The 18,986-nt window shown below is 65.2% G+C and carries 15 protein-coding genes; 5 read left to right on the forward strand and 10 right to left on the reverse strand.

The window, feature by feature from the left end:
- Positions 1-161: 161 nt before the first annotated feature.
- The 3 genes from ACGTNG_RS02695 to ACGTNG_RS02705 form a co-directional block, all read right to left on the reverse strand.
- On the reverse strand, positions 162-1,397 hold the full coding sequence (locus ACGTNG_RS02695) for a DUF3422 domain-containing protein (protein ID WP_394575327.1): 1,236 nt from the start codon (positions 1,395-1,397) through the stop codon (positions 162-164).
- Between the two features lie 94 nt (positions 1,398-1,491).
- Complete coding sequence (locus ACGTNG_RS02700) at positions 1,492-2,460, reverse strand: magnesium transporter CorA family protein (RefSeq protein ID WP_394575328.1); 969 nt, start codon at positions 2,458-2,460, stop codon at positions 1,492-1,494.
- 130 nt (positions 2,461-2,590) lie between these two features.
- Positions 2,591-3,304 (reverse strand): DUF3581 domain-containing protein, encoded by a 714-nt coding sequence (locus ACGTNG_RS02705; protein ID WP_394575330.1) that lies wholly within the window; start codon positions 3,302-3,304, stop codon positions 2,591-2,593.
- Positions 3,305-3,559: 255 nt separating this feature from the next.
- Here ACGTNG_RS02705 and nhaD point away from each other — a divergent pair, with 255 nt between their 5' ends.
- From nhaD to ACGTNG_RS02730, 5 genes are all read left to right on the forward strand, one after another.
- The gene (gene nhaD / locus ACGTNG_RS02710) at positions 3,560-5,041 is read left to right on the forward strand and encodes a sodium:proton antiporter NhaD (protein WP_394575331.1); all 1,482 of its coding nucleotides are present in this window, start codon (positions 3,560-3,562) and stop codon (positions 5,039-5,041) included.
- A gap of 435 nt (positions 5,042-5,476) precedes the next feature.
- Positions 5,477-5,872, forward strand: coding sequence for a hypothetical protein (locus ACGTNG_RS02715; RefSeq protein WP_394575556.1), 396 nt, complete (start codon positions 5,477-5,479; stop codon positions 5,870-5,872).
- Positions 5,841-7,046 (forward strand): porin family protein, encoded by a 1,206-nt coding sequence (locus tag ACGTNG_RS02720; RefSeq protein WP_394575332.1) that lies wholly within the window; start codon positions 5,841-5,843, stop codon positions 7,044-7,046. Before ACGTNG_RS02715 ends, ACGTNG_RS02720 begins: the two co-directional genes overlap by 32 nt.
- Positions 7,047-7,079: 33 nt before the next feature.
- On the forward strand, positions 7,080-9,956 hold the full coding sequence (locus ACGTNG_RS02725) for a bifunctional diguanylate cyclase/phosphodiesterase (protein WP_394575334.1): 2,877 nt from the start codon (positions 7,080-7,082) through the stop codon (positions 9,954-9,956).
- Positions 9,956-10,795, forward strand: a complete 840-nt coding sequence (locus ACGTNG_RS02730; protein WP_394575335.1) for a PEP-CTERM/exosortase system-associated acyltransferase — start codon at positions 9,956-9,958, stop codon at positions 10,793-10,795. Before ACGTNG_RS02725 ends, ACGTNG_RS02730 begins: the two co-directional genes overlap by 1 nt.
- On the opposite strand, the gene ACGTNG_RS02735 is transcribed toward ACGTNG_RS02730, so the two are convergent.
- From ACGTNG_RS02735 to astA (ACGTNG_RS02765), 7 genes are all read right to left on the reverse strand, one after another.
- On the reverse strand, positions 10,755-11,822 hold the full coding sequence (locus ACGTNG_RS02735; RefSeq protein WP_394575336.1) for a DUF3541 domain-containing protein: 1,068 nt from the start codon (positions 11,820-11,822) through the stop codon (positions 10,755-10,757). The genes ACGTNG_RS02730 and ACGTNG_RS02735 overlap by 41 nt on opposite strands.
- 68 nt (positions 11,823-11,890) lie before the next feature.
- The gene (locus ACGTNG_RS02740) at positions 11,891-12,658 is read right to left on the reverse strand and encodes a trimeric intracellular cation channel family protein (protein ID WP_394575337.1); all 768 of its coding nucleotides are present in this window, start codon (positions 12,656-12,658) and stop codon (positions 11,891-11,893) included.
- Positions 12,659-12,730: 72 nt separating this feature from the next.
- Positions 12,731-13,906, reverse strand: coding sequence for a cell division protein ZapE (zapE, locus tag ACGTNG_RS02745; protein WP_394575339.1), 1,176 nt, complete (start codon positions 13,904-13,906; stop codon positions 12,731-12,733).
- Between the two features lie 103 nt (positions 13,907-14,009).
- The gene (astB, locus tag ACGTNG_RS02750; protein ID WP_394575341.1) at positions 14,010-15,398 is read right to left on the reverse strand and encodes an N-succinylarginine dihydrolase; all 1,389 of its coding nucleotides are present in this window, start codon (positions 15,396-15,398) and stop codon (positions 14,010-14,012) included.
- Positions 15,395-16,864, reverse strand: coding sequence for a succinylglutamate-semialdehyde dehydrogenase (gene astD / locus ACGTNG_RS02755; protein ID WP_394575342.1), 1,470 nt, complete (start codon positions 16,862-16,864; stop codon positions 15,395-15,397). The genes astB and astD overlap by 4 nt, the downstream gene beginning before the upstream one ends.
- Positions 16,864-17,910 (reverse strand): arginine N-succinyltransferase, encoded by a 1,047-nt coding sequence (astA, locus tag ACGTNG_RS02760; RefSeq protein WP_394575343.1) that lies wholly within the window; start codon positions 17,908-17,910, stop codon positions 16,864-16,866. The genes astD and astA (ACGTNG_RS02760) overlap by 1 nt, the downstream gene beginning before the upstream one ends.
- Entirely contained in the window at positions 17,910-18,977 is a 1,068-nt protein-coding gene (gene astA / locus ACGTNG_RS02765) for an arginine N-succinyltransferase (protein WP_394575344.1), read from the reverse strand. Before astA (ACGTNG_RS02765) ends, astA (ACGTNG_RS02760) begins: the two co-directional genes overlap by 1 nt.
- Positions 18,978-18,986: the final 9 nt, after the last annotated feature.

The following is an 18,986-nucleotide window of genomic DNA, read 5'->3' on the forward strand; positions in this document are numbered from 1 at the left end:
CGATTAGCCACCCGCAGGCGCTTGGCGACCTGTCAGTCAGTAGACGAGCGATGGGCTCGTGACGAGCCGCTGGTGGGCTCGTGCCGAGGGCACAAGCCACGGGGCCGACGGCCCGCCCACTGATCAGCATAGTGCCCTCCGCCCCCCCCTGCAGGCGGCCGTCAGTGGTTCTTAACGCGCTGGATACGCCAGGCCAGCACGCCGATGATCCCGAGCCCCAGGGGCCCCAGCACCGCGGCGGCGACGCTCGGCTCGATGGCCATGCCCAGGGCATCGAGACCCTCCAGCCCCAGCTTGCCCAGGCTGATGAGGTAGTAGCTCATGACGATGATCGAGAGCCCCTCGACCGCCTTCTGGATCTTCAGCTGACTGCTGGTGCGCTCGTTGAGGCTATGGAGGATCTCGGAGTTCTGCTCCTCGATCTCCACCTGAGCGCGGGTCCGCAGCAGGTCGTTGAGCCGCGCCACGCTCTCCGCCAGGCTCTCCTGGCGCTGGTTGATGGCGGCGCAGTAGTGCACCGTCGGCCGGAAGCGGCGCAGCATGAAGGTGCCCAAGCGGGGGCGGTCGCCAAGGTGCTCCTCGCGCAGCTCCTCGATGCGGGTGAAGACGATCCGTGCGTAGGCCTCGGTGGCGCTGAAGCGCTGCCGCGTACGTGCTCCGCTGCGTTCGAGCCGCGCCGAGAGCGCGGAGATGGCCGCCAGCAGCGGGCGCGGACTCTCCTCCTTGCCGTGGGTATTACGCTCCGACAGCTCGCCGAGCTCGAGCTCATAGTCGCGCAGCTCGAGGCTCAGCTCCTTGGCCACCGGCAGCGCCAGCGAGGCCATCATGCGGTAGGTCTCGATCTCCAGCAGCCGTCGTGCCATGCGTCCCAGGCGGAAGGCGTTGAGCCCCCGGTTGACCAGCAGCAGGCGATTGAGGCCCGACGCGGTGAGCCGAAAATCGCTCCACACGGTGGCATCGCCGCCGCCGACGCTGGAGCCGGCGGGGTCGCGAAAGCCATAGTGTTCGGCATCGCCCTGCCAGCTCGCCTCGGACTCGGCGAGGATCAGGCTGGCATTGATCAGGGCCTTGTGATGCGCGGCGACGATCCTCGCCAGCGGCGCGGGCGGTGCCGGCCAGGGCTCGCTCTGGCCGACGGGCCTCGGCACCAGCAGGGTCAGGGTGAAGAACTCGGTGTGGCGCTCCCACTTGAGGATCTGGTCGCCGAGATCGATGATCTCCTGCGCCGCTTCGCGGTCGGGCGTCCGACCGGTGACTTCGGCGATCCGGTCGAGGATGTCTGCGGCGATCTCGCCCTCGTCAAGAAAGGCGTAGTGGTGGAGGTGGGCCGGCTCATCGAAATAGATCGAGGGCCGGGCATGGAGCTCGTTGTGCAAGCGTGCGCGTTGTGGGTGCATGTCGAAGCCTGGAGAGAAAAGAGTCCCCGAGACTAGAGCCTGGCGGGAGCCAGGCCAAGCGCGATGCATCAACGTGCCGACCGATGGCCTGGCCTCACAGCCATTTCTTGCGCCGAAACATCCACAGCAGGGCGAGGCCGATGGCCAGCATCACGCCCAGCACCACGAAATAGCCAAAGCGATAGGCGAGCTCCGGCATGTTGGCGAAGTTCATGCCGTAGATGCCGGCGAGGAAGGTCAGCGGCACGAAGATGGCGGTGATCACCGTGAGCACCCGCATGGTGATGTTGAGCTGGTGCGAGGAGAGCGAGATATAGCCGTCGACCAGATCACCGCAGATGTCGTAGTACATCTGCGTCAGGCTATGCAGGCGCTCGAACCGCTCATGGACGTCATTGATGGCATGCAGGGTGTCTTCGTTATCGCGGGGCAGGTGCGAGTAGTCGTAGGCGGTCAGCTCCTGGGTGATGCCAACGTGGTAATTGAACACCCGGCGCATCTTCACCAGCCGCGAACGATAGGCGATGACCCGGCGCATCAGGGCGTCGCTGCCGTCGTCGAGCAGCGCATCCTCCAGATCGCTGAGGGCATTCTCGAACTGGAGCAGGCTGTCGAGGTAGAAGCCCGCGGAGACGTACATGACCCTCAGCGCCACGTGCTCCGGCGAGCGACGCAGCAGCACCTCGCCCTCGTGGGCCATCAGGCGATCGATGCTCAGTGCCTTGCCGGGGTGCAGGCTGATCAGGTAGCGCTCGCCGAGGAAGAAGGCGACCTGCTGGGGCTGGAAGTTGAGCTCGGCGTCGAAGGAGGAGATGCCGCGATAGAGGATCAGGGTGTGCGTCTCGAACTCCTCGACCTTGGGCGGATGTCGCTCACGCTCGGCATCGTCGATGGCCAACGGATGACAGCCGAAGTCCTCGAGCAGCTCACGTGCTCGCTCCCGGGATTCGCCCTGCACGTCGACCCAGATGCGGCTCTGGGGATTCTCGCGCCAGCGAGCGATCAGTTCCTCCCCGCCTCTCGTCACCTGACCATCGGCTTCCAGCAACAGCGCTCGCATCATCGTGGCGTCCTCCTCTGACGCGACCATGCCGGCGACGAACGACCTTGAAGGAGCTGCGCCGACGCGCGAAAGGCGTCATGGGGCGTGGCTCGGCCGTCCCCGACGTCAATGGCGAAGGGAGTCCGGCGAATCAGGCCAGGCGCTCGTCGGCGGCCTTGAGGCGGTAGAACTCGGCGACGACCTCCTCCATGGCGGCGGCGTCATAGTCGCACAGGCCGCTGACCACCAGCTTCTTGGAGCCGCTGCCGACCTCCTCGCCCCCGGCGGTGATGCGGAATTCCAGCAACGCATCGCCACGCTTGCCCGCCACAGACAGCGAGGAGTCGAGGAGCTCGAGGCCGGGCAGGCGACCGTTCAGCCGCTCCAGCGAGAAGCCCATGCTGTCATAGATCACCAGCGGGCGACGCGGGTTGAACATGACCCCCTGCTCTTCCATCAACGGCTTGAGGTAGTGGGGGAAGTTCTTGCCCGAGAAGGCCACGTAGCAGCGGGTGAAGGCCTCGACCACGGCCTCGTCATGGGTCGTCTCGCCACTACGGGTTACCTCCAGGTAGCCCTTCCCCTGCTCGTCGCAGACGCGGATCAGGCCGTCGTCGTCTTCGTGGAAGCACAGCGGCACGCCATCGCCGACCATGCTCAGGAAGCGAAAGCTCATGGTCTGGGAGAGCCCATAGCGCGACAGCACCAGCGCAAACAGCAGGTCGCCGGGCACGCAGAAACGTCGGGCATCGACGTTGTGGATGGGATTGAAATCGCCGGCGACGCGCTTGGCGAAGCGGCTGGCCTGCTCGGCGGAGATCCGGATCCAGCCATCCGTGCGCGTGTGGAAGTCGTCAAGAAACATGTGTCGTGAGCCTGCCCCGAGTCATTGGCAATCCATGGTCTCCGGCAGCGGCCGGAAAGGGCAGATGATGCCACAAAATGACGGCCTGCGCGGCCCGCAGCCAGGGTAAATCTGTGCCTTCCAGCGGGTCCTTGACTCATACCAAAGATGCACAGGGTAATAAAGAAGGAGCACACTGCGCTGCAGCACGCTGTGATAATATCGATTCACTTTTACACCCTTCCCGCCACCTTCTGCCTCAGGATGATTGCAGCCATGCTGAACACCTGTCGTACCCCCCACTGGCCGCGGCAATTCGCCCGCTGGCCGGGCATGCTGATGCTTGCCCTCCTCGCCTCTCTTGTCAGCGGACCGGTGTTCGCCGTGACAGGCGAACTCGACCTGACCAGCTCCTTCGTCGGCCTGCTCGCCGTTGCCATCTTCGTGCTGGCCTACGCCCTGGTCATGGCCGAAGAGAAGATCCACATGCGCAAGTCGAAGCCGGTGCTGGTCGCCGCCGGCATCATCTGGGCGCTGATCGGCTGGGTCTACGTCAAGGCGGGCATGCCCGCCGAGTCCGAACACGCCTTTCGCATGACCCTGCTCGAGTTCACCGAGCTGATGCTGTTCCTGCTAGTGGCGATGACCTACATCAACGCCCTGGAAGAGCGCCGCGCCTTCGACGCCCTGCGCTCATGGATGGTCCGCAAGGGCTTCAGCTACCGCTCGCTGTTCTGGATCACCGGCGTGCTGGCCTTCGTCATCTCGCCGATTGCCGACAACCTGACCACCGCCCTGCTGATGTGCGCCGTGGTCACCAAGGTGGCTGAGGGCGACAAGCGCTTCATCAACCTGGCCTGCATCAATATCGTGGTGGCCGCCAATGCCGGCGGCGCCTTCAGCCCCTTCGGCGACATCACTACCCTGATGGTCTGGCAGGCCGGTCTCGTCGAGTTCTACGAGTTCTTCGAGCTGCTGATTCCCTCGCTGATCAACTTCCTGATTCCGGCCGTGGTGATGAGCTGCTTCATCCAGAACCGCAAACCCGACAGCCTGGAAGAGGACGTCTGGCTCAAGCGCGGTGCGCGGCGCATCATCGCCCTGTTCCTGCTCACCGTGGCTACCGCGGTGGCCTGCCACACCCTGCTGCACCTGCCGCCGGTACTGGGCATGATGACGGGCCTTGGCTACCTCCAGTTCTTCGGGTACTTCCTGCGCCGCACCCTGCCCCGCTCCCTGGAGCGCAAGCGCACCCGCTACAGCCAGCGTGGCGACTGGAAGAAGCTCGAGAGCCTGGGCAGCGTGGTGCCATTCGACGTCTTCAACCGCGTGGCGCGGGCCGAGTGGGACACCCTGCTGTTCTTCTACGGGGTCGTCATGTGCGTCGGCGGCCTGGGCTTCATGGGCTACCTCGGCATGCTCTCGGATGCCCTCTACACCGGCTGGAACGCCACCGGAGCCAACGTCACCCTGGGCGTGCTCTCGGCGGTGGTCGACAACATCCCGGTGATGTTCGCCGTGCTGACCATGGAGCCCGACATGTCCCATGGCCAGTGGCTGCTGATCACCCTCACGGCCGGCGTCGGCGGCAGCCTGCTGTCGATCGGCTCGGCGGCCGGCGTCGCCCTGATGGGTCAGGCCCGCGGCAACTACACCTTCATGGGCCACCTGCGCTGGACGCCGGTGATCGCGCTGGGCTACATCGCCAGCGTCATGGCCCACCTGTGGCTCAACGCGGAAAGCTTCAACGTGCTGTGACCGCCCGTTGAGCGCTACTGCCCTGCCCTTGCTTTCCGGCGGCCTGCGAGCCGCCGGAATTTTCATTAGACGTTGATACTCCTGCCTGTAAATCTCGTTAAAGTGATGTAGCGTATAAGAATGACCAGTGCCGGCATGGCAGGGTGGCCTTTCTAGTGCCGATCGGGCCTCACTGCTGATACGCGCTAGGATAAAAAACATACAGACCTCATGATCTGCAGGGAGACGGCGTCATCGACTCATACACACACAACGTGTGGGCTGCGCCTGAATGGCGCATGAGCCTGTCGTTAATGAGACAACGGGAACACCCCCCCCGATGCCGGCTTACGTCCTGATCCACTCCCCCGATGCGGCAGCGATGGCCGCTGATGGGCGCAGAGCAGGGAGGCGCTCACCATGGTACGCCTGACCGCTCTCGCGCTGAGCGCCGTGATGCTGCTGGCCAGCACCATGACCAGTGCCCAGGAAGTGTCTCTGGCGGTCGTGGCTCATCCGGACGTGACGACCCAACAACTGACGCGCGACACCACCCGCGCCATCTTCGCCATGCGTCAGCGTACCTGGCCGGACGGTCAGGCCGTGCGGGTCTTCGTGCTAGACAACAACCACCCCGTGCATGCGCGCTTTGCCAAGGAGCAGCTGGCCGTCTATCCGCACCAGCTGCAGCTGGCGTGGGACCGCATGGTGTTCTCGGGAACCGGGCAGGCCCCTAATCGGGTACGTAACCAGCGTGAGATGCGCGAGCACATCGCCACCACGCCCGGCGCCCTGGGATATCTTGAAAGGGAGTACCTGGATGATCGTGTCCAAGTCATTTCAATGGAGTGATGCGTGCTCCGTAACCGCCACCATCGCCGCGTTGGCTCTTGTCTTTTCGGCAGAGGCCCGAAGCGAAGAGCGCGTGCTGGACACCCTCCAGATGCACGGTTTCATGAGCCAGGCGCTGATCATCACCGACGACAACAACTTCTTCGGCCCCAGCAGCGAAGACGAGGGTAGCTTCGAGTTCACGGAGATCGGTGCCAACGTATCGCTCAGGCCCCATGAAGACATACTACTGGCCGCCCAGGCACTGAGTCGACGCGCCGGAGGCGATGGCAGCGATGCTCGCCCAGTTCTGGATTATGGCATCATCGATTACCAGATGCTCTCGAATCAGCAGCGCACCTTCGGCATCCAGTTAGGGCGGTTCAAGAACCCTTTCGGCTTCTACAACCAGACTCGTGACGTGGCCTTTACTCGACCCAGCATTCTGCTGCCACAGTCCATTTACTTTGATCGCACTCGCTCATTAGGCCTTTCGGCAGATGGAGCGAGCCTGTATGCCGAAGAGCGCTTTGAAAGCGGAATAGTGCGTTTCAAAGGTGGCATGGGCACACCAACAACCCGAGACTTGGCCACTCAGCTTTTCCCGCCAAATATCGACTCTGAAGTAAACGGTGACACATCATCGATTGCACAACTGATTTACGAACACAACAACGGCCGCTTCACTGCGGCCATAAGCACCGCCGATGTCAACCTTGACATCAACCTAGGGCCCAGCAGTGGTGAAATCAACTTCCAGCCTTGGATACTGTCCCTGCAATACGACATGGGAAGCTGGGCACTCACTAGTGAATACGCCATTCGCAATCTCGCCATAACAGGCTCCGACGCAATACGCGAGTCAGACATTACGGGCGAAAGCTGGTACATCCAATATACGAATCGCTTTCATGAAAATTGGCAGTGGCTGCTTCGTTACGACAGCTTGATCAGCGACAAAGACGACCGATCAGGTAGTGAATACGAGAGCCAAGGACTCGGCCCCGCTCACTCGCGATTTGCCAAAGACCTCACAATGGGTTTGCAGTGGAACTTAAATCCACGCGTCCTTCTCGCGGCTGAATATCATCATATTGATGGTACCGGCTGGTTGCCGCTTCAGGATAACCCTGATCCCTCAGAAACAGAGCGGTATTGGAACATGCTGCTGTTCCAGCTCTCGCTGCGTTTCTGACGACACCATGCCTCAAACTTGGAACCCGTAGAGATGACCCTTCCCTCGTCCCTTCGGCCCCGTCATCGACTCAGCCTGACATGGCGCGTCATCGCCCTGAACAGCCTGTTGCTGGTCGGGCTCGTGGTGTTGTTCACCTGGCTGGGTCACAAAAACCTGACGCGCCAGTTCCAGGATAGCCGTCACGAGCATCATGAGCGCCAGCAGCGCGAGATCCGCCTGGCACTTCAACGCTCGGCGGAAAACCTTCGCCAGTTAGCGGGGCTGGCTGCGGCCTCACCGCGCCTCGGACCTCCTCTCAAGGCCGGCAACGCGGACGAAGTCGAGAAGGCGCTGGCCTCCCAATGGCCGACCCTGCAACTCGAGGCCGGCATCGACGAGATACTGGTTGCGGATACTGAAGGGCGGACCATTGGACGCTGGGGCTCGGGCCAGTCTGAGGGCAATCTGCCGATTCATTCCTGGGTGCAGCGGGTCATGAACACCGAGACACCCATCATGACATTACGCTGTACGACGAACTGTCAGCAGGTGGCCGCCGTCCCGGTGCTGGTGGATGGCGAAAGCGTCGGACTGGTCGTGCTTACCCGCTCGCTAGCCGATGTAACCCGTCAAGCCAGGGAGGTGTCCAACGCCGAAGTTGCCCTACTGGTCACCGGTCCGTTGGAGAGCCAGAGCCTGCTCGAGGAGCGCAAGCTAGAACCCTGGAACGGCTACCTGCTGGCACTGACGCGCCAAGAGGAGAGCCTCCCCCTGCTGCAGCAAGCCTCGCATCTCAGTTCCATCAGCGCTTTGCTGCAAAGCCCTGTTCAGTTACAGGATCGGGGGCAACACATCGAGCTCAGCGCGGTTCGCATGGATGAAGATTCGGACGGTCGCGGCAACGGCTATTTCCTGCTGATCTCCGATATCTCGTCCCAGATACAGGCCATCAACGAGGACACGCAGACCCTGATGGGGGTTGGCCTGGTCGGCTGGCTGGCCGCTGAGCTGTTGCTGCTGCTGATCCTGCTGCGCCCCATGGCTCGCCTGCGCCGGATCGCCGGCGTGCTGCCGACGCTTGCCAGCGGCGGATTCGACGATGTCAGAGCCGCGATTCCTGCAACTTGTCATCGACTGCCAGATGAGATCGACGTACTGGAAAACACGACCCTGTCACTCTCTCGCCAGCTCGAGATGCTTGAAGAGGAAGTACAGGAGCGCGGTGACCAGCTGGCGGAGCGCGTCAACGAACTGGCCAAGGAACGGGACTTCGTCAACAGCCTGCTGGATACCGCTCGAGTCTTCATCATCGCCCAGGACAACAGTGGACGAATCAGCCTGGTCAACGACTACACTCGCGCGATGCTGGACCTCGATGACCCCTCCCTGCTGGGTCGCCATTTCGTCGATGTATTCGAGGCAGGCCTCCCTTCGCCGGTCAGCACCTTCGGCATCCCGCAGCAGGAAGAACGGACGTTACATACCCCGGACCAGCGCCTCCACACCATCGCCTGGTATCACGCCCCGTTGCCTTCGGGAGGCGACGACAGCAAGTCAAGGATCTCGGTGGGGCTCGACATCACCGAACGCAAGGCCGCCGAGGCTCGTCTGACCTGGCTGGCCGAACGCGATCCCCTGACCGAACTCTATAACCGACGCTACTTCCAGGACGCCTTGCAGCAGGCACTCTGGCGTGACTCGCACGGGGCCGTGCTGTTGCTGGACCTGGACCAGTTCAAGGAGGTCAACGAGCTGAGCGGTCACCATGTCGGCGACCGACTGCTGCGCGAGGTGGCCGAGACCCTGTTGCTGAACCTGGGCCACCGCGGGGTCACTGCCCGCCTGGGAGGCGACGAATTCTCACTGCTGCTGGAACATGCCGATGCTGACCAGGCCATTCAGGTTGCCCAGCACATCGATCAGCTGCTAGAGAGCCTAGGTTTCACCGCCGCTGGACGACGCCACAGGGTCACCGCGAGCATCGGCATAGCCCTGTTCCCCTCTCACGGCACGACACCGGCCGACATGATGGCCAGCGCCGACGTGGCCATGTACAAGGCCAAGGAGAGCGGCATCCAGCACTGGCACCTGCTCTCGAGATCCGAGAATGCCAAGGACGAGCTGCAGGAGCGTGTCTACTGGGTCGAGCGCGTGCGCAGTGCCCTGGCAGAGGACGGCTTCGAGCTGATGGTGCAGCCCATAATGCGGCTGGAGGATCGTGACGTGAAGCACTACGAGGTGCTGCTACGCATGCGCGATGCCGACGGCAGCCTGGTCTCCCCCGCCGCGTTCATCCCGGTAGCGGAGCGCAGCGGCCAGATCGTGCAGGTCGATCGTTGGGTCCTGCGCCACAGCCTACGAATGCTCAGTCAAGTCCAGGATCGCGGCATCTGCCTGGCGGTCAACCTGTCCGGCCAGTCCCTGCATGATGAAGGCCTGAAGCAGTACCTGGCCGAAGAACTGGCCGCCAGTGGAGCCGATCCCCACCACCTCATCCTCGAGGTCACCGAGACCGCCGCCGTGACCGATTTCTCCACGGCGCGCGGCGTGCTCCAGGCACTGCGCGACCTCGGCTGTCGAACCGCCCTGGACGACTTCGGGGTAGGGTTCAGCAGCTTCCACTACCTGGGGCAGCTGCCGGTGGACTACATCAAGATCGACGGTTCCTTCATTCGCAGCCTGCTGATCAGCCCGGAGAGCCGAGTGATCGTCCAGGCCATCGCCGATATAGCAAAAGGCTTCGGCAAACAGGCTATTGCGGAATTCGTTGATCAAGAAGACCTCGTACCGATTCTTCAGGACTATGGAATAACTTACGGACAAGGCTTTCACTTAGGAAGACCAAAAGCTCTAAAAGAGACTCTTATAGAGTCACATAAAATTCGTGGACGAGGCACCCCGCGACGCAAGCTAAAAGGAGGTGGCTAGTGGAAAACCCCAGAACCGAAACGCAAAATAAAAACAGGGAAAAAACCTCTCACCCGGGCATAGACCCGGATTACTTCTTTGATAGATTCAGATTAATAATTGCACACACCCCAGAGGAAAAGCAGCGCGCCTTTTCTCTCAGGCATGCGGTTTTCCACGAGGAGCTTCATTACGACATCGGGGATAAAACAAACAAGCCACTGGAAAAGGATTCATATGACAATGATTCCATCCTATGCCTACTTCAACACAAGAGCACTGGTATAGACGCTGGCTGTCTCAGGGTTGTCATTATTGATGATAAAAATGAAAACTCAGAAAAACTCCTACCTTTCGAGGAGTATTGCGGCAATAGCTTGATGGGTTCAGGATTTCACCCTGACATGTTTCCTAAAAACACTATCTGTGAGGTTTCGCGTCTCGCTGTCCACCCATCCTTCAGAAAAAGAGAGAAACCACCAACTGGAATTAAAGACGAAGACATTAGCAAGATAGACTCAGTGAATGAAAAGCAACAACCAGCACTCATCGGCTTATGCTTATTTCTTGCTGCTACCGCCATCGTTGGAGCTTCCCAGCGAAGGCATGTCTTTGCGATGATAGAGCCAAAACTCAATAGACTACTAAAGGCATCAGGGCTTCATTTTCATAAAGCGGGAGAAACCATTGATCACTGCGGACTAAGAGCGGCTCACTACATTGACCAAAAGAAAGCAGAAGAAAACCTTCCTGAGAAAACAAACCCACTTTACCAAAGGATAAAAAAAGATCTACAACAACAAATAAAAAAGAAAAGAATCAACGAAAGACTTCCGCATGACTTATACCATGAAGCATAGGTCCACCATGTAAGTCTGTTGGCCAGTCCAGCAGCATGATGGCCAGCACGTTACGGTGCTCGCCGCGGGCCAGGTCGGTGCCTCCCCGCTCTGACGGCACCATCCGCGCCACTGGATCGTAGGCGTCGAGAAGGGCATTGCGCAGGCGTCTCACGGCCGGATGCTCCTCCTGCCCGGCCAGCAGGAAGCTGATGCCCACCTCCGCGTAGATGTCCTCCTTGGTGTCGAGGAGGATGCGATCCAGTCCGGCGGCGAACTCGTCCAGCACCCAGTCGAACTCCTCGGCGTCCACGGGTTGCTGGTAATAGTCGCTGGCGGCGATCACGAAGTGCGTCATGCCGTAGATCTTGTTGCGGTATTCGGCCGTCGAGAGCCGCGCATCTCGGGCCGGTGGATACTGGCGGCGAAAGGCCGTGGTGACCTCGCATCGCAGATCGATCACCCCCAGATCCTCGAGGTAATACACCAGGTTGGCGACCTGGGCGGCATAGACCGCCATCACATCTGGATCGAGCAGGAAGGCACGGAAATCGACGCTCGCCAGGTAGTCCAGCGCCCGCCGGTGGCCGGGAAGCACGTCGTCGTTCAGAAGGCCATGATAGCGGGCCTGGGTCAACTTGAAGGCCAGCCCCTTCGCGTAGGCGATCTCTTCCCACTCGGCGAGCATGCGCTTACGACGACGCTGCTTCTCGCTGGCGACCGGGTAGACGGCCACCGCCTCGCGGCCGCGCCGAGCTACATGGCCGGGATCGGCCAGGCCGTCGATCTCCTCGCGCAGCGCGCTCACCAGACGCCGGCCATAGGCGCGATTGAGGGGCAGGTAGCGATCATCACCGGTCATGCGATAGAGCCGCTGTGCATAGTGGCGCTGCTTGCTCGAGGGAAGATCGGGCAGCGCCTGCTCATAGCGCCCCTGGATAGACCGCGCCACCGCTTCGTCGGCGAGCGTCGCGTCGCGTGACGGGAGCGCACAGCCACTCAGCGCCAGCAGCGCCACCAGCAGCCAGCTCGTGAGCCGCAGGGGCAAACGGCTCGCGTGCGGCCCTGGTCGTGCTCTCGGCTGCATTCTCGCTTTCAAACCGGGCAGGGCCAGTCTCATTTCGACTTGCCTCCCCGCCGGGCACGGCCAGGCGTGATCATCCTCACCCGCGCCTTGGCGCGCCGCTGTGTCGGCGGGGTAGTCGGCGGCGCTATCTCCCCGTCATGGCTCTCTGGCGGCTGGACCTCCGGGGCCTGGGGCGGCTGCACCACCACCCAGGCGAACACCGGCAGGGAGAGCTGCCAGTAGATGGCCGAGAGGCGCAGGCCCAGGGTGACGCCAAGCCCGGTGGCGATGGAGATGCCTAACGGGGCGGACAAGGCCTCGAGGCCGACGAAGGCCACGCCACCGGCGATGGAGGCGATGGCATAGATCTCGCGGCGCAACACCATGGGCACTCGGCTGGCCAGCACGTCGCGCGTCATCCCGCCGGCCACCCCGGTGAGCATGCCCATGAGCACCGCCACCACGCCAGGCGTGTCGAGCAACAGGGCCTTGTGGGCACCGATCACGGTGAACAGGGCCAGGCCGAAGGCATCGGCCACCGGCAGGAAGCCTCGCGAGAGCCGGTGGATATAGTGAAAGCCGAGGACCGACAGGCCCACGGTGGCGAGGATCACCCAGAGGTAGGTCGGATCGGTGACCCAGAACACCGGTCGCACGCCGAGCACCAGGTCGCGCAGGGTGCCGCCACCGATCCCTGTCACCGCCGCCAGCACCAGCATGCCGAAGGGATCCATCCGCGAGCGGCACGCCAGCACCACCCCCGAGAGGGCGAAGACGATCACCCCCGCCATGTCCAGCCAGTAGACCAACCCTGTCACATCATCTCTCCCGTGCCCCCAGGCCCGCAGCATAGCGCATCCCCGGCGCGGTTTGGGCTCATCGCCAGCCGTTCACGGCAGGTAGCACCCGAAGCGCTCCAGCTGCATCTCGCGAAGGCGGCTGAGCACGCGCCGAAACGGGAAGGCCAGGTAGCCGTGGGGATAGAGCGCGTCCATCGCCACCTCGGCCTCCAGATAGAGCGGGATGCGACGGTCATAGCACTCGTCGACTAGGGCAATGAAGCGCCGCACGCCGTCGTCGTGGCGGGAGAGCTCGGGGAAGTCGCGATCGCCCGCCGCGATCCGTGCCGCACCGTCCTCGGTGCCCCGGGCGATGGGCTCTGCCGGCGCGTGACGGCTCAGCCGGGGGACCTCGCCGAGCAGCACGTGATCGAAGCGGTCGCCGAGGGCGATGAAGTCCAGCGCCGCCAGCGGCGCCTCGCACAGATCGCCATAGCGACACCAGAGCACCCGCTCGCTGCGCCGGACCACGGCAATGGGTCGGTGCCCCAATTCGATGGGGGCATGGCTCACGGGCCGCTCCCCACGCAGCCGCTCGAAGACGTCGGGCAGGGCGCTCGGCTGCCCGGGACGTGAGACCCAGTAGCGGGGGTGGGCCCGGCCGGGGTGCAGGCGATGGTCCTGTCCGCCGTCGAGCGCGACCACCCGGCTGTGCCGCTCGATGGCAGCGATGGCGGGGAGAAAACGCTCGCGGTTGAAGCCCTCGGCGTAGAGCTGCTGCGGGGCCTGGTTCGAGGTGCAGACCAGCGTGACCCCCTGGTCGAACATCGCGCCGAAGAGCCCACCAAGGATCATCGCGTCGGCGATATCGCTGACGAACAGCTCGTCGAGGCATAGTACCCGCACCTCGGCGGCCAGCTCCCGGGCCAGCGCCGTCAGCGGATCGGCGGTGCCGGAGAGCAGGAAGAGACGGTGATGCACCCAGCGCATGAAGTGGTGAAAGTGCTGGCGCCGCGAGGGCACGTCGAGGTGGCGCTGGAAGAGATCCATCAGCCAGGTCTTGCCGCGCCCGACCGGCCCCCAGAGGTAGACCCCCGGCACGCCACCCGGCCCCTCGTGCAAGGCGTGGAAGCAGGCCTCGAGGTGCGCCACCGCCTGGCCCTGGGCCGCGTCGTCGACGAAACCGGCCCGCGCGATCGCCTGCCGATAGGCCGCCTGCGGCGACGCCGCCGGCCACACCGTCTCGTCCCTGATCATGCCGTCACTGGTCATGCCGTCACTGCTCATCCAGCCCTCTGCGGATCCGCCTCCCTGATGTGCAGACGGATGCTACAGCAGAGGGCCCGCCCCGTCCCGGGGCGGGCCCTCTCGACGGCTTCCCGCAATGGCCTCAGCCCCGCTGGAAGGGATAGACGGCACCGAGCGAGAGCAGCCGCGTCAGCTCGTCCAGGGCGGTGAGGGTCTCGTCGGCGAGCTGTGGGTCGGCCAGGTCCTCCGGGGCCAGGCGATCCCGGTAGTGGCGCTCGACCCAGGCGGTGAGATCACCATGCAGGCCGTCGTCCAGCAGCACCCTTCCTGCGAGCGCGGCCCGTTCGGCGGCCGAGAGCACGACCCGCAGGCGCAGGCAGGCGGGCCCGCCGCCGTTGCGCATGCTCTGCTTGACGTCCTTGACCACCACCTCGCCGATCGGGTTGTGGCCGGCCAGCAGGTGATCCTGAATGGCGCGCCAGACGCTCTCGCGCTCCTGGCACTCGCCGGGCACCACCAGCGTCATGGTGCCGTCGGGGTTGGTGAGCAGCTGCGAGTTGAACAGATAGGAGGCCACGGCGTCCTCGAGGCTCACCGCCTCCTCCGGCACCCGCACCGGGATCAGCGGCGTGGGCATCTTCGCGCGCAGCGCGTCCAGGGTGCCCTGTTCATCGAGGAAGGCGCGCTCGTGATAGAGCAGCACCGGGCCGTTGCCCACCGCGATCACGTCGTTGTGGAAGACGCCGGCGTCGATCGCCTCGGGATGCTGCTGGGCGAACACCACCTGGGACTCCGACAGGCCGTGCTGGCGGGCGATCGCCTGGCTCGCCTCCAGGGTCTGGCGCGCCGGATAGCGCCGCGGTGCCACGCCCTCCTCCGCGCCCCAGCCGAAGGCCGCCCGGCCGTAGACGAACAGGTGCACGCCGGCCTCGCCGTACTCGCCACACAGCCGGGTGTGGTTGGCCGCGCCCTCGTCGGAGAAGGCCGGCGTGCCCGGCAGCGCCGGGTGATGGGCGAAGTGGCGCGCGTCGCGGAAGATCGAGGCCAGCACCCGGCCGGTGGTGTCCGGCTCCAGGTAGCGATGGAAGCTCGACTGCAGGTTGGCCGGCGTGAAGTGCACCCGGCCGTCCGGGGCGTCGGCCGAGGGCGTCACGGTCGCGGCGTTGGCGGTCCACATGCTCGAGGCCGAGCAGACCGCCCGCAGCAGCTGTGGAGCCTCGCCGGCCGCCCGGGCCAGCACCTGGGCATCGCTGCCCTGGAACCCCAGGCGGCGCAGCGCCCCCAGGTCGGGGCGCTGCTGGGGCGGCAGCACGCCCTGGGCGTAGCCGGCGTCCATCAGCGCCTTCATCTTCCCGAGGCCCTGCAGGGCGGCCTCCTTCGGGTTGGCCACCAGGCCCTGGTGGGTCATGGAGGCCAGGTTGCCCAGCGCCAGGCCGGAGTAGTTGTGGGTCGGGCCGACCAGGCCATCGAAGTTGACCTCGCGCACGTCCGCGATCGGCTGTTGCCCGTTATCGTTCCTTTCTTCGCTCATAGTGTCACCCCCGGCGGCAGCGTGTCGGGCAGGGCCAGCGCCTCGCTCTCCATGGAGGCCACCGGGTAGGCGCAGTAGTCGGCCGCGTAGTAGGCGCTGGGGCGGTGGTTGCCACTCGCGCCCACGCCGCCGAAGGGCGCGTCGCCGGAGGCGCCGGTGGTCTGGCGGTTCCAGTTGACGATGCCGGCGCGGATGCGCAGCAGGAAGTCGTCCCAGTCGCCGCGCTCGCCCCCGATCAGCCCGGCCGAGAGGCCGTAGCGGGTATCGTTGGCCAGTGCCAGGGCGTCGTCCCAGCTGCGGTAGCGGTAGACCTTGAGCAGCGGGCCGAAGTGCTCCTCGTCGGGTACCTCGAGGCCGGTGACGTCGATCAGCGCGGGGCTGAGCAGGCTGGTGCCGGGCTCCAGGCGCTCCATGCGCGAGAGCACCGTGCCGCCGCGTGCCTCCAGGTCGTCCTGGGCCGCGAGCAGGCCGTCGGCCGCCGCCACGTTGGCCAGGCCCGCGTAGAAGGGGGCCGGCTCGCTGAACTGGCCGGCCACCCGCAGCCGCGAGATGGCGTCACTGAGGGCGTCCAGCAGGTGATCGCCCACCTGGCCCTCAGGCACGATCAGCCGCCGGGCGCAGGTGCAGCGCTGGCCGCCGGAGAGGAAGGCCGACTGCAGGATGGTCAGCACGGCGGCCTCCTGGTCGGGCACGTCCTTGACCACCAGCGGATTGTTGCCGCCGAGCTCCAGGGCCAGGATCTTGTCGAACTGGTCGGCGAACTGGCGATGCAGCAGGCCGCCCACCCGGGCGCTGCCGGTGAACAGCAGACCGTCGATGCCGGGGTGCGCGGAGAGCGCCTGGCCCGTGGCGGCCGCGCCCTGGACGAGGTTGATCACCCCGTCGGGCAGCCCCGCCTCCTGCCAGCACTGCAGGGTGAGGTCGGCGGTCAGCGGCGTCTGCTCGCTGGGCTTGAAGACCACGCTGTTGCCGGCCAGCAGCGCCGGGACCATGTGGCCGTTGGGCAGATGGCCGGGGAAGTTGTAGGGGCCGAACACCGCCATCACCCCGTGGGGCCGATGACGCAGCACGGCGGTGGCGTCGCCCAGGTCGCGGCTGCGCTCGCCGGTGCGCTCCTGGTAGGCGCGCAGGGAGATCGCCACCTTGCCGATCATCGCGCCGATCTCGGTACGCGCCTCCCAGAGGGGCTTGCCGGTCTCGTGGGCGATGGTCGCGGCGAGAGTCTCGCGGTGGCGCTCGAGCACCTCGCGGAAGCGCTCCACCAGCGCCTGCCGCTCGGCGAAGGGGGTGCGGGCCCAGGCCGGGAAGGCCTCGCGAGCGGCGGTCACGGCGGCGTCCACCTGGGCCTCGTCGGCCGCCTGGCCTTCCCAGAGACGCTCATCGGAGACCGGGTCGCGCTTGGCGAAGGCCTCGCCTCGTCCCGCCTGCCAGGTGCCGCCGATCAACAGCTGTTCCATTGCCTTCATCACGCCTCCTCCTCGGTATCCAGTATGCGCAGGGTGTCGCCGGAGGCGACCTCCAGCCGGCGCGCCTCGGCCTCGTCGAGGGTCACCACGCCCTGCTCGTCCGGGCCTCGGCCCAGCCAGGCGGCGCGGAAGCCGGCCATGCCGGTGGTGGCCGCCAGCCAGCGCGGACGCGGTGTCGTCTCGAGCGCGCCGGCCTTCACCTCCACCCGGCAGCGCCGCGACAGCCGCACGCCACGCACGTCGTCGATGTAGGCCTCGACGGTGGGGCCACCGTCGAAGATGTCGATGTAGCCCTCCCAGCGCAGCCCCTGCTTCTTGAGCATGGCCAGCGCCGGACGGGTGTGTTCGTGGACCTGGCCGATGCAGGCCCGCGCCTCCTCGGAGAGGAACGGGGTATAGATCGGGAACTTGGGCATCAGCTCGCCGATGAAGCTCTTTTGACCGAGCCCGGTGAGCTTGTCCGCCTCGTCGAAGTCGAGCGGGAAGAAGTTGCTGCCCAGGCACTCCCAGAAGGGACTGCGGCCGCGCTCGTCGAAGACGCCGCGCATCTCCGCCAGCACCTTCTCGGGGAAGCGGTCGCGGAACTCGGCCATGAACAGCCAGCGCATCATCGACAGCAGCGCGCCGTTGCGCTGATGACGGGGATCGCCGCCGCGGTACTCGGGCCTCAGGAACAGCGAGGCCACCTCGGCGTCGCCGGTGTGGTCGGAGCTCAGGAAGAGGGTATCGATGGTGCGGTGCAGGTCGAGCTGCACCGAGGAGTGCGCCAGGGTGCCCAGGCGATAGTGGTAGAACGGCGTCTCGCGCCCCACCTGGCCCTCGATGGCGCAGCAGCCGGCCAGCCGGCCGGTCTCCTCGTCCTCCAGCACGAAGAAGTAGAGCCGCTGGTCGACCGGGGTACGCTCCTCGAAGGCGCTCACCGTCGAGGCGATCCGGGCGGCCAGGAACTCGCGGTTGTCGGGCAGCGAGGTGAAGCCCACCCCGGTCTCCCGGGCCAGGGCCTGGAGTTCGTCGATGTCGGTTTCGACGATCGGTCTCATGCGCATTACAGCTCTCCCTCGTCGTAGCCCGATTCGTCCGCGTCCGGCAGCGCCAGCGGGGCGGCCAGCACGGCGCGGCCCTCCTCCACGCCCAGCAGCTCGGCATGCTCGGGCGAGAGCATCAGCTGCCCGGTGGGCGACAGCGCATAGCGCGCCACCACGCAGCGGAAGTCCGCCAGCCGCTGGTTGGCGATCATGGCCGGCTCGGCGTCGGGCAGGGCATGGGCCGGGCGGATACGCACCGGGTGCCAGGCGGCGCGGCGAAAGCTCGCCAGACGCTCGCGTTCGCCCTTGATCACCGGGCCGGCATCGAAGATGTCGACGTGGCGGCTGCGCAGGAAGCCCTCGGCCAGCATCTCGTTCATCGCCGACTCGTGGTCGGGATGCTCGCGACCGATGGCGGCCCGGGCCTGGGGCGTGAGCAGCGCCAGGTAGAGCGGGAACTGCGGCATCACCTCGGCGACGAAGCTCTTCGAGCGCACCCCGGCGAAGTAGTTGATCTCCTGGTAGTCGCGCACGAAGAAGTGGCGGCCCACGCTGTTCCAGAACGGCGACTCGCCCTGATCGTCCAGGTAGCCCGGGAAGGCCATGGCGAGCAGGTCGGCGAAGCGCTCGGGGTACTGGCTGATGAACATCAGCCGCGCGCGGCGCAGCAGGCTCTCGGCGCTGGTGCCCTTGTAGCGGGCATCCAGCGACAGCGCGCAGAGCAGGGTCGCCTCGGAGACCTCGTGGGAGAGCGCCAGGGTCGGCACCTCGCGACGCACGTCGAGCTGCTGGGAGGCGTGGATCAGCGTCTCCTGGCGATAGGTGTAGTAGGCCTCGCGGGCGCCGGCCTGGGCGCGGATGGTGGCGGTCCCGGCCACCTCGCCGCGCTCCAGGTCCTCGAGCACGAAGATGTAGTGCTCGTCGCCGGGCGCCTCGATGTCGCCGGCGAAGGCGCGTTGGGAGCGCGCGATGCGCTCCTCGAGGCGATCACGATGGGCCGGCAGGTTGGTCAGGCGCGGCGTGGCGCTGCCGGCCAGCCGCTCCAGGGACGGCAGGTCCGCCGGGCGAACGGGACGAATGACCAGCATGGCAGGATC

The organism is Halomonas sp. B23F22_3 (genome assembly GCF_043496965.1).
Classification (GTDB): Bacteria; Pseudomonadota; Gammaproteobacteria; order Pseudomonadales; family Halomonadaceae; genus Halomonas.

What these genes read in the sequence shown, in the direction of transcription:
- astB (WP_394575341.1), bottom strand. Translation starts at nt 15,398, where the DNA reads ATGAGCGAAGAAAGGAACGATAACGGGCAACAGCCGATCGCGGACGTG.
- astA (WP_394575344.1), bottom strand. Translation starts at nt 18,977, where the DNA reads ATGCTGGTCATTCGTCCCGTTCGCCCGGCGGACCTGCCGTCCCTGGAG.
- ACGTNG_RS02705 (WP_394575330.1), bottom strand. Translation starts at nt 3,304, where the DNA reads ATGTTTCTTGACGACTTCCACACGCGCACGGATGGCTGGATCCGGATC.
- nhaD (WP_394575331.1), top strand. Translation starts at nt 3,560, where the DNA reads ATGCTGAACACCTGTCGTACCCCCCACTGGCCGCGGCAATTCGCCCGC.
- ACGTNG_RS02720 (WP_394575332.1), top strand. Translation starts at nt 5,841, where the DNA reads ATGATCGTGTCCAAGTCATTTCAATGGAGTGATGCGTGCTCCGTAACC.
- ACGTNG_RS02700 (WP_394575328.1), bottom strand. Translation starts at nt 2,460, where the DNA reads ATGATGCGAGCGCTGTTGCTGGAAGCCGATGGTCAGGTGACGAGAGGC.
- ACGTNG_RS02725 (WP_394575334.1), top strand. Translation starts at nt 7,080, where the DNA reads ATGACCCTTCCCTCGTCCCTTCGGCCCCGTCATCGACTCAGCCTGACA.
- astA (WP_394575343.1), bottom strand. Translation starts at nt 17,910, where the DNA reads ATGCGCATGAGACCGATCGTCGAAACCGACATCGACGAACTCCAGGCC.
- zapE (WP_394575339.1), bottom strand. Translation starts at nt 13,906, where the DNA reads ATGAGCAGTGACGGCATGACCAGTGACGGCATGATCAGGGACGAGACG.
- ACGTNG_RS02695 (WP_394575327.1), bottom strand. Translation starts at nt 1,397, where the DNA reads ATGCACCCACAACGCGCACGCTTGCACAACGAGCTCCATGCCCGGCCC.
- ACGTNG_RS02715 (WP_394575556.1), top strand. Translation starts at nt 5,477, where the DNA reads ATGCTGCTGGCCAGCACCATGACCAGTGCCCAGGAAGTGTCTCTGGCG.
- astD (WP_394575342.1), bottom strand. Translation starts at nt 16,864, where the DNA reads ATGAAGGCAATGGAACAGCTGTTGATCGGCGGCACCTGGCAGGCGGGA.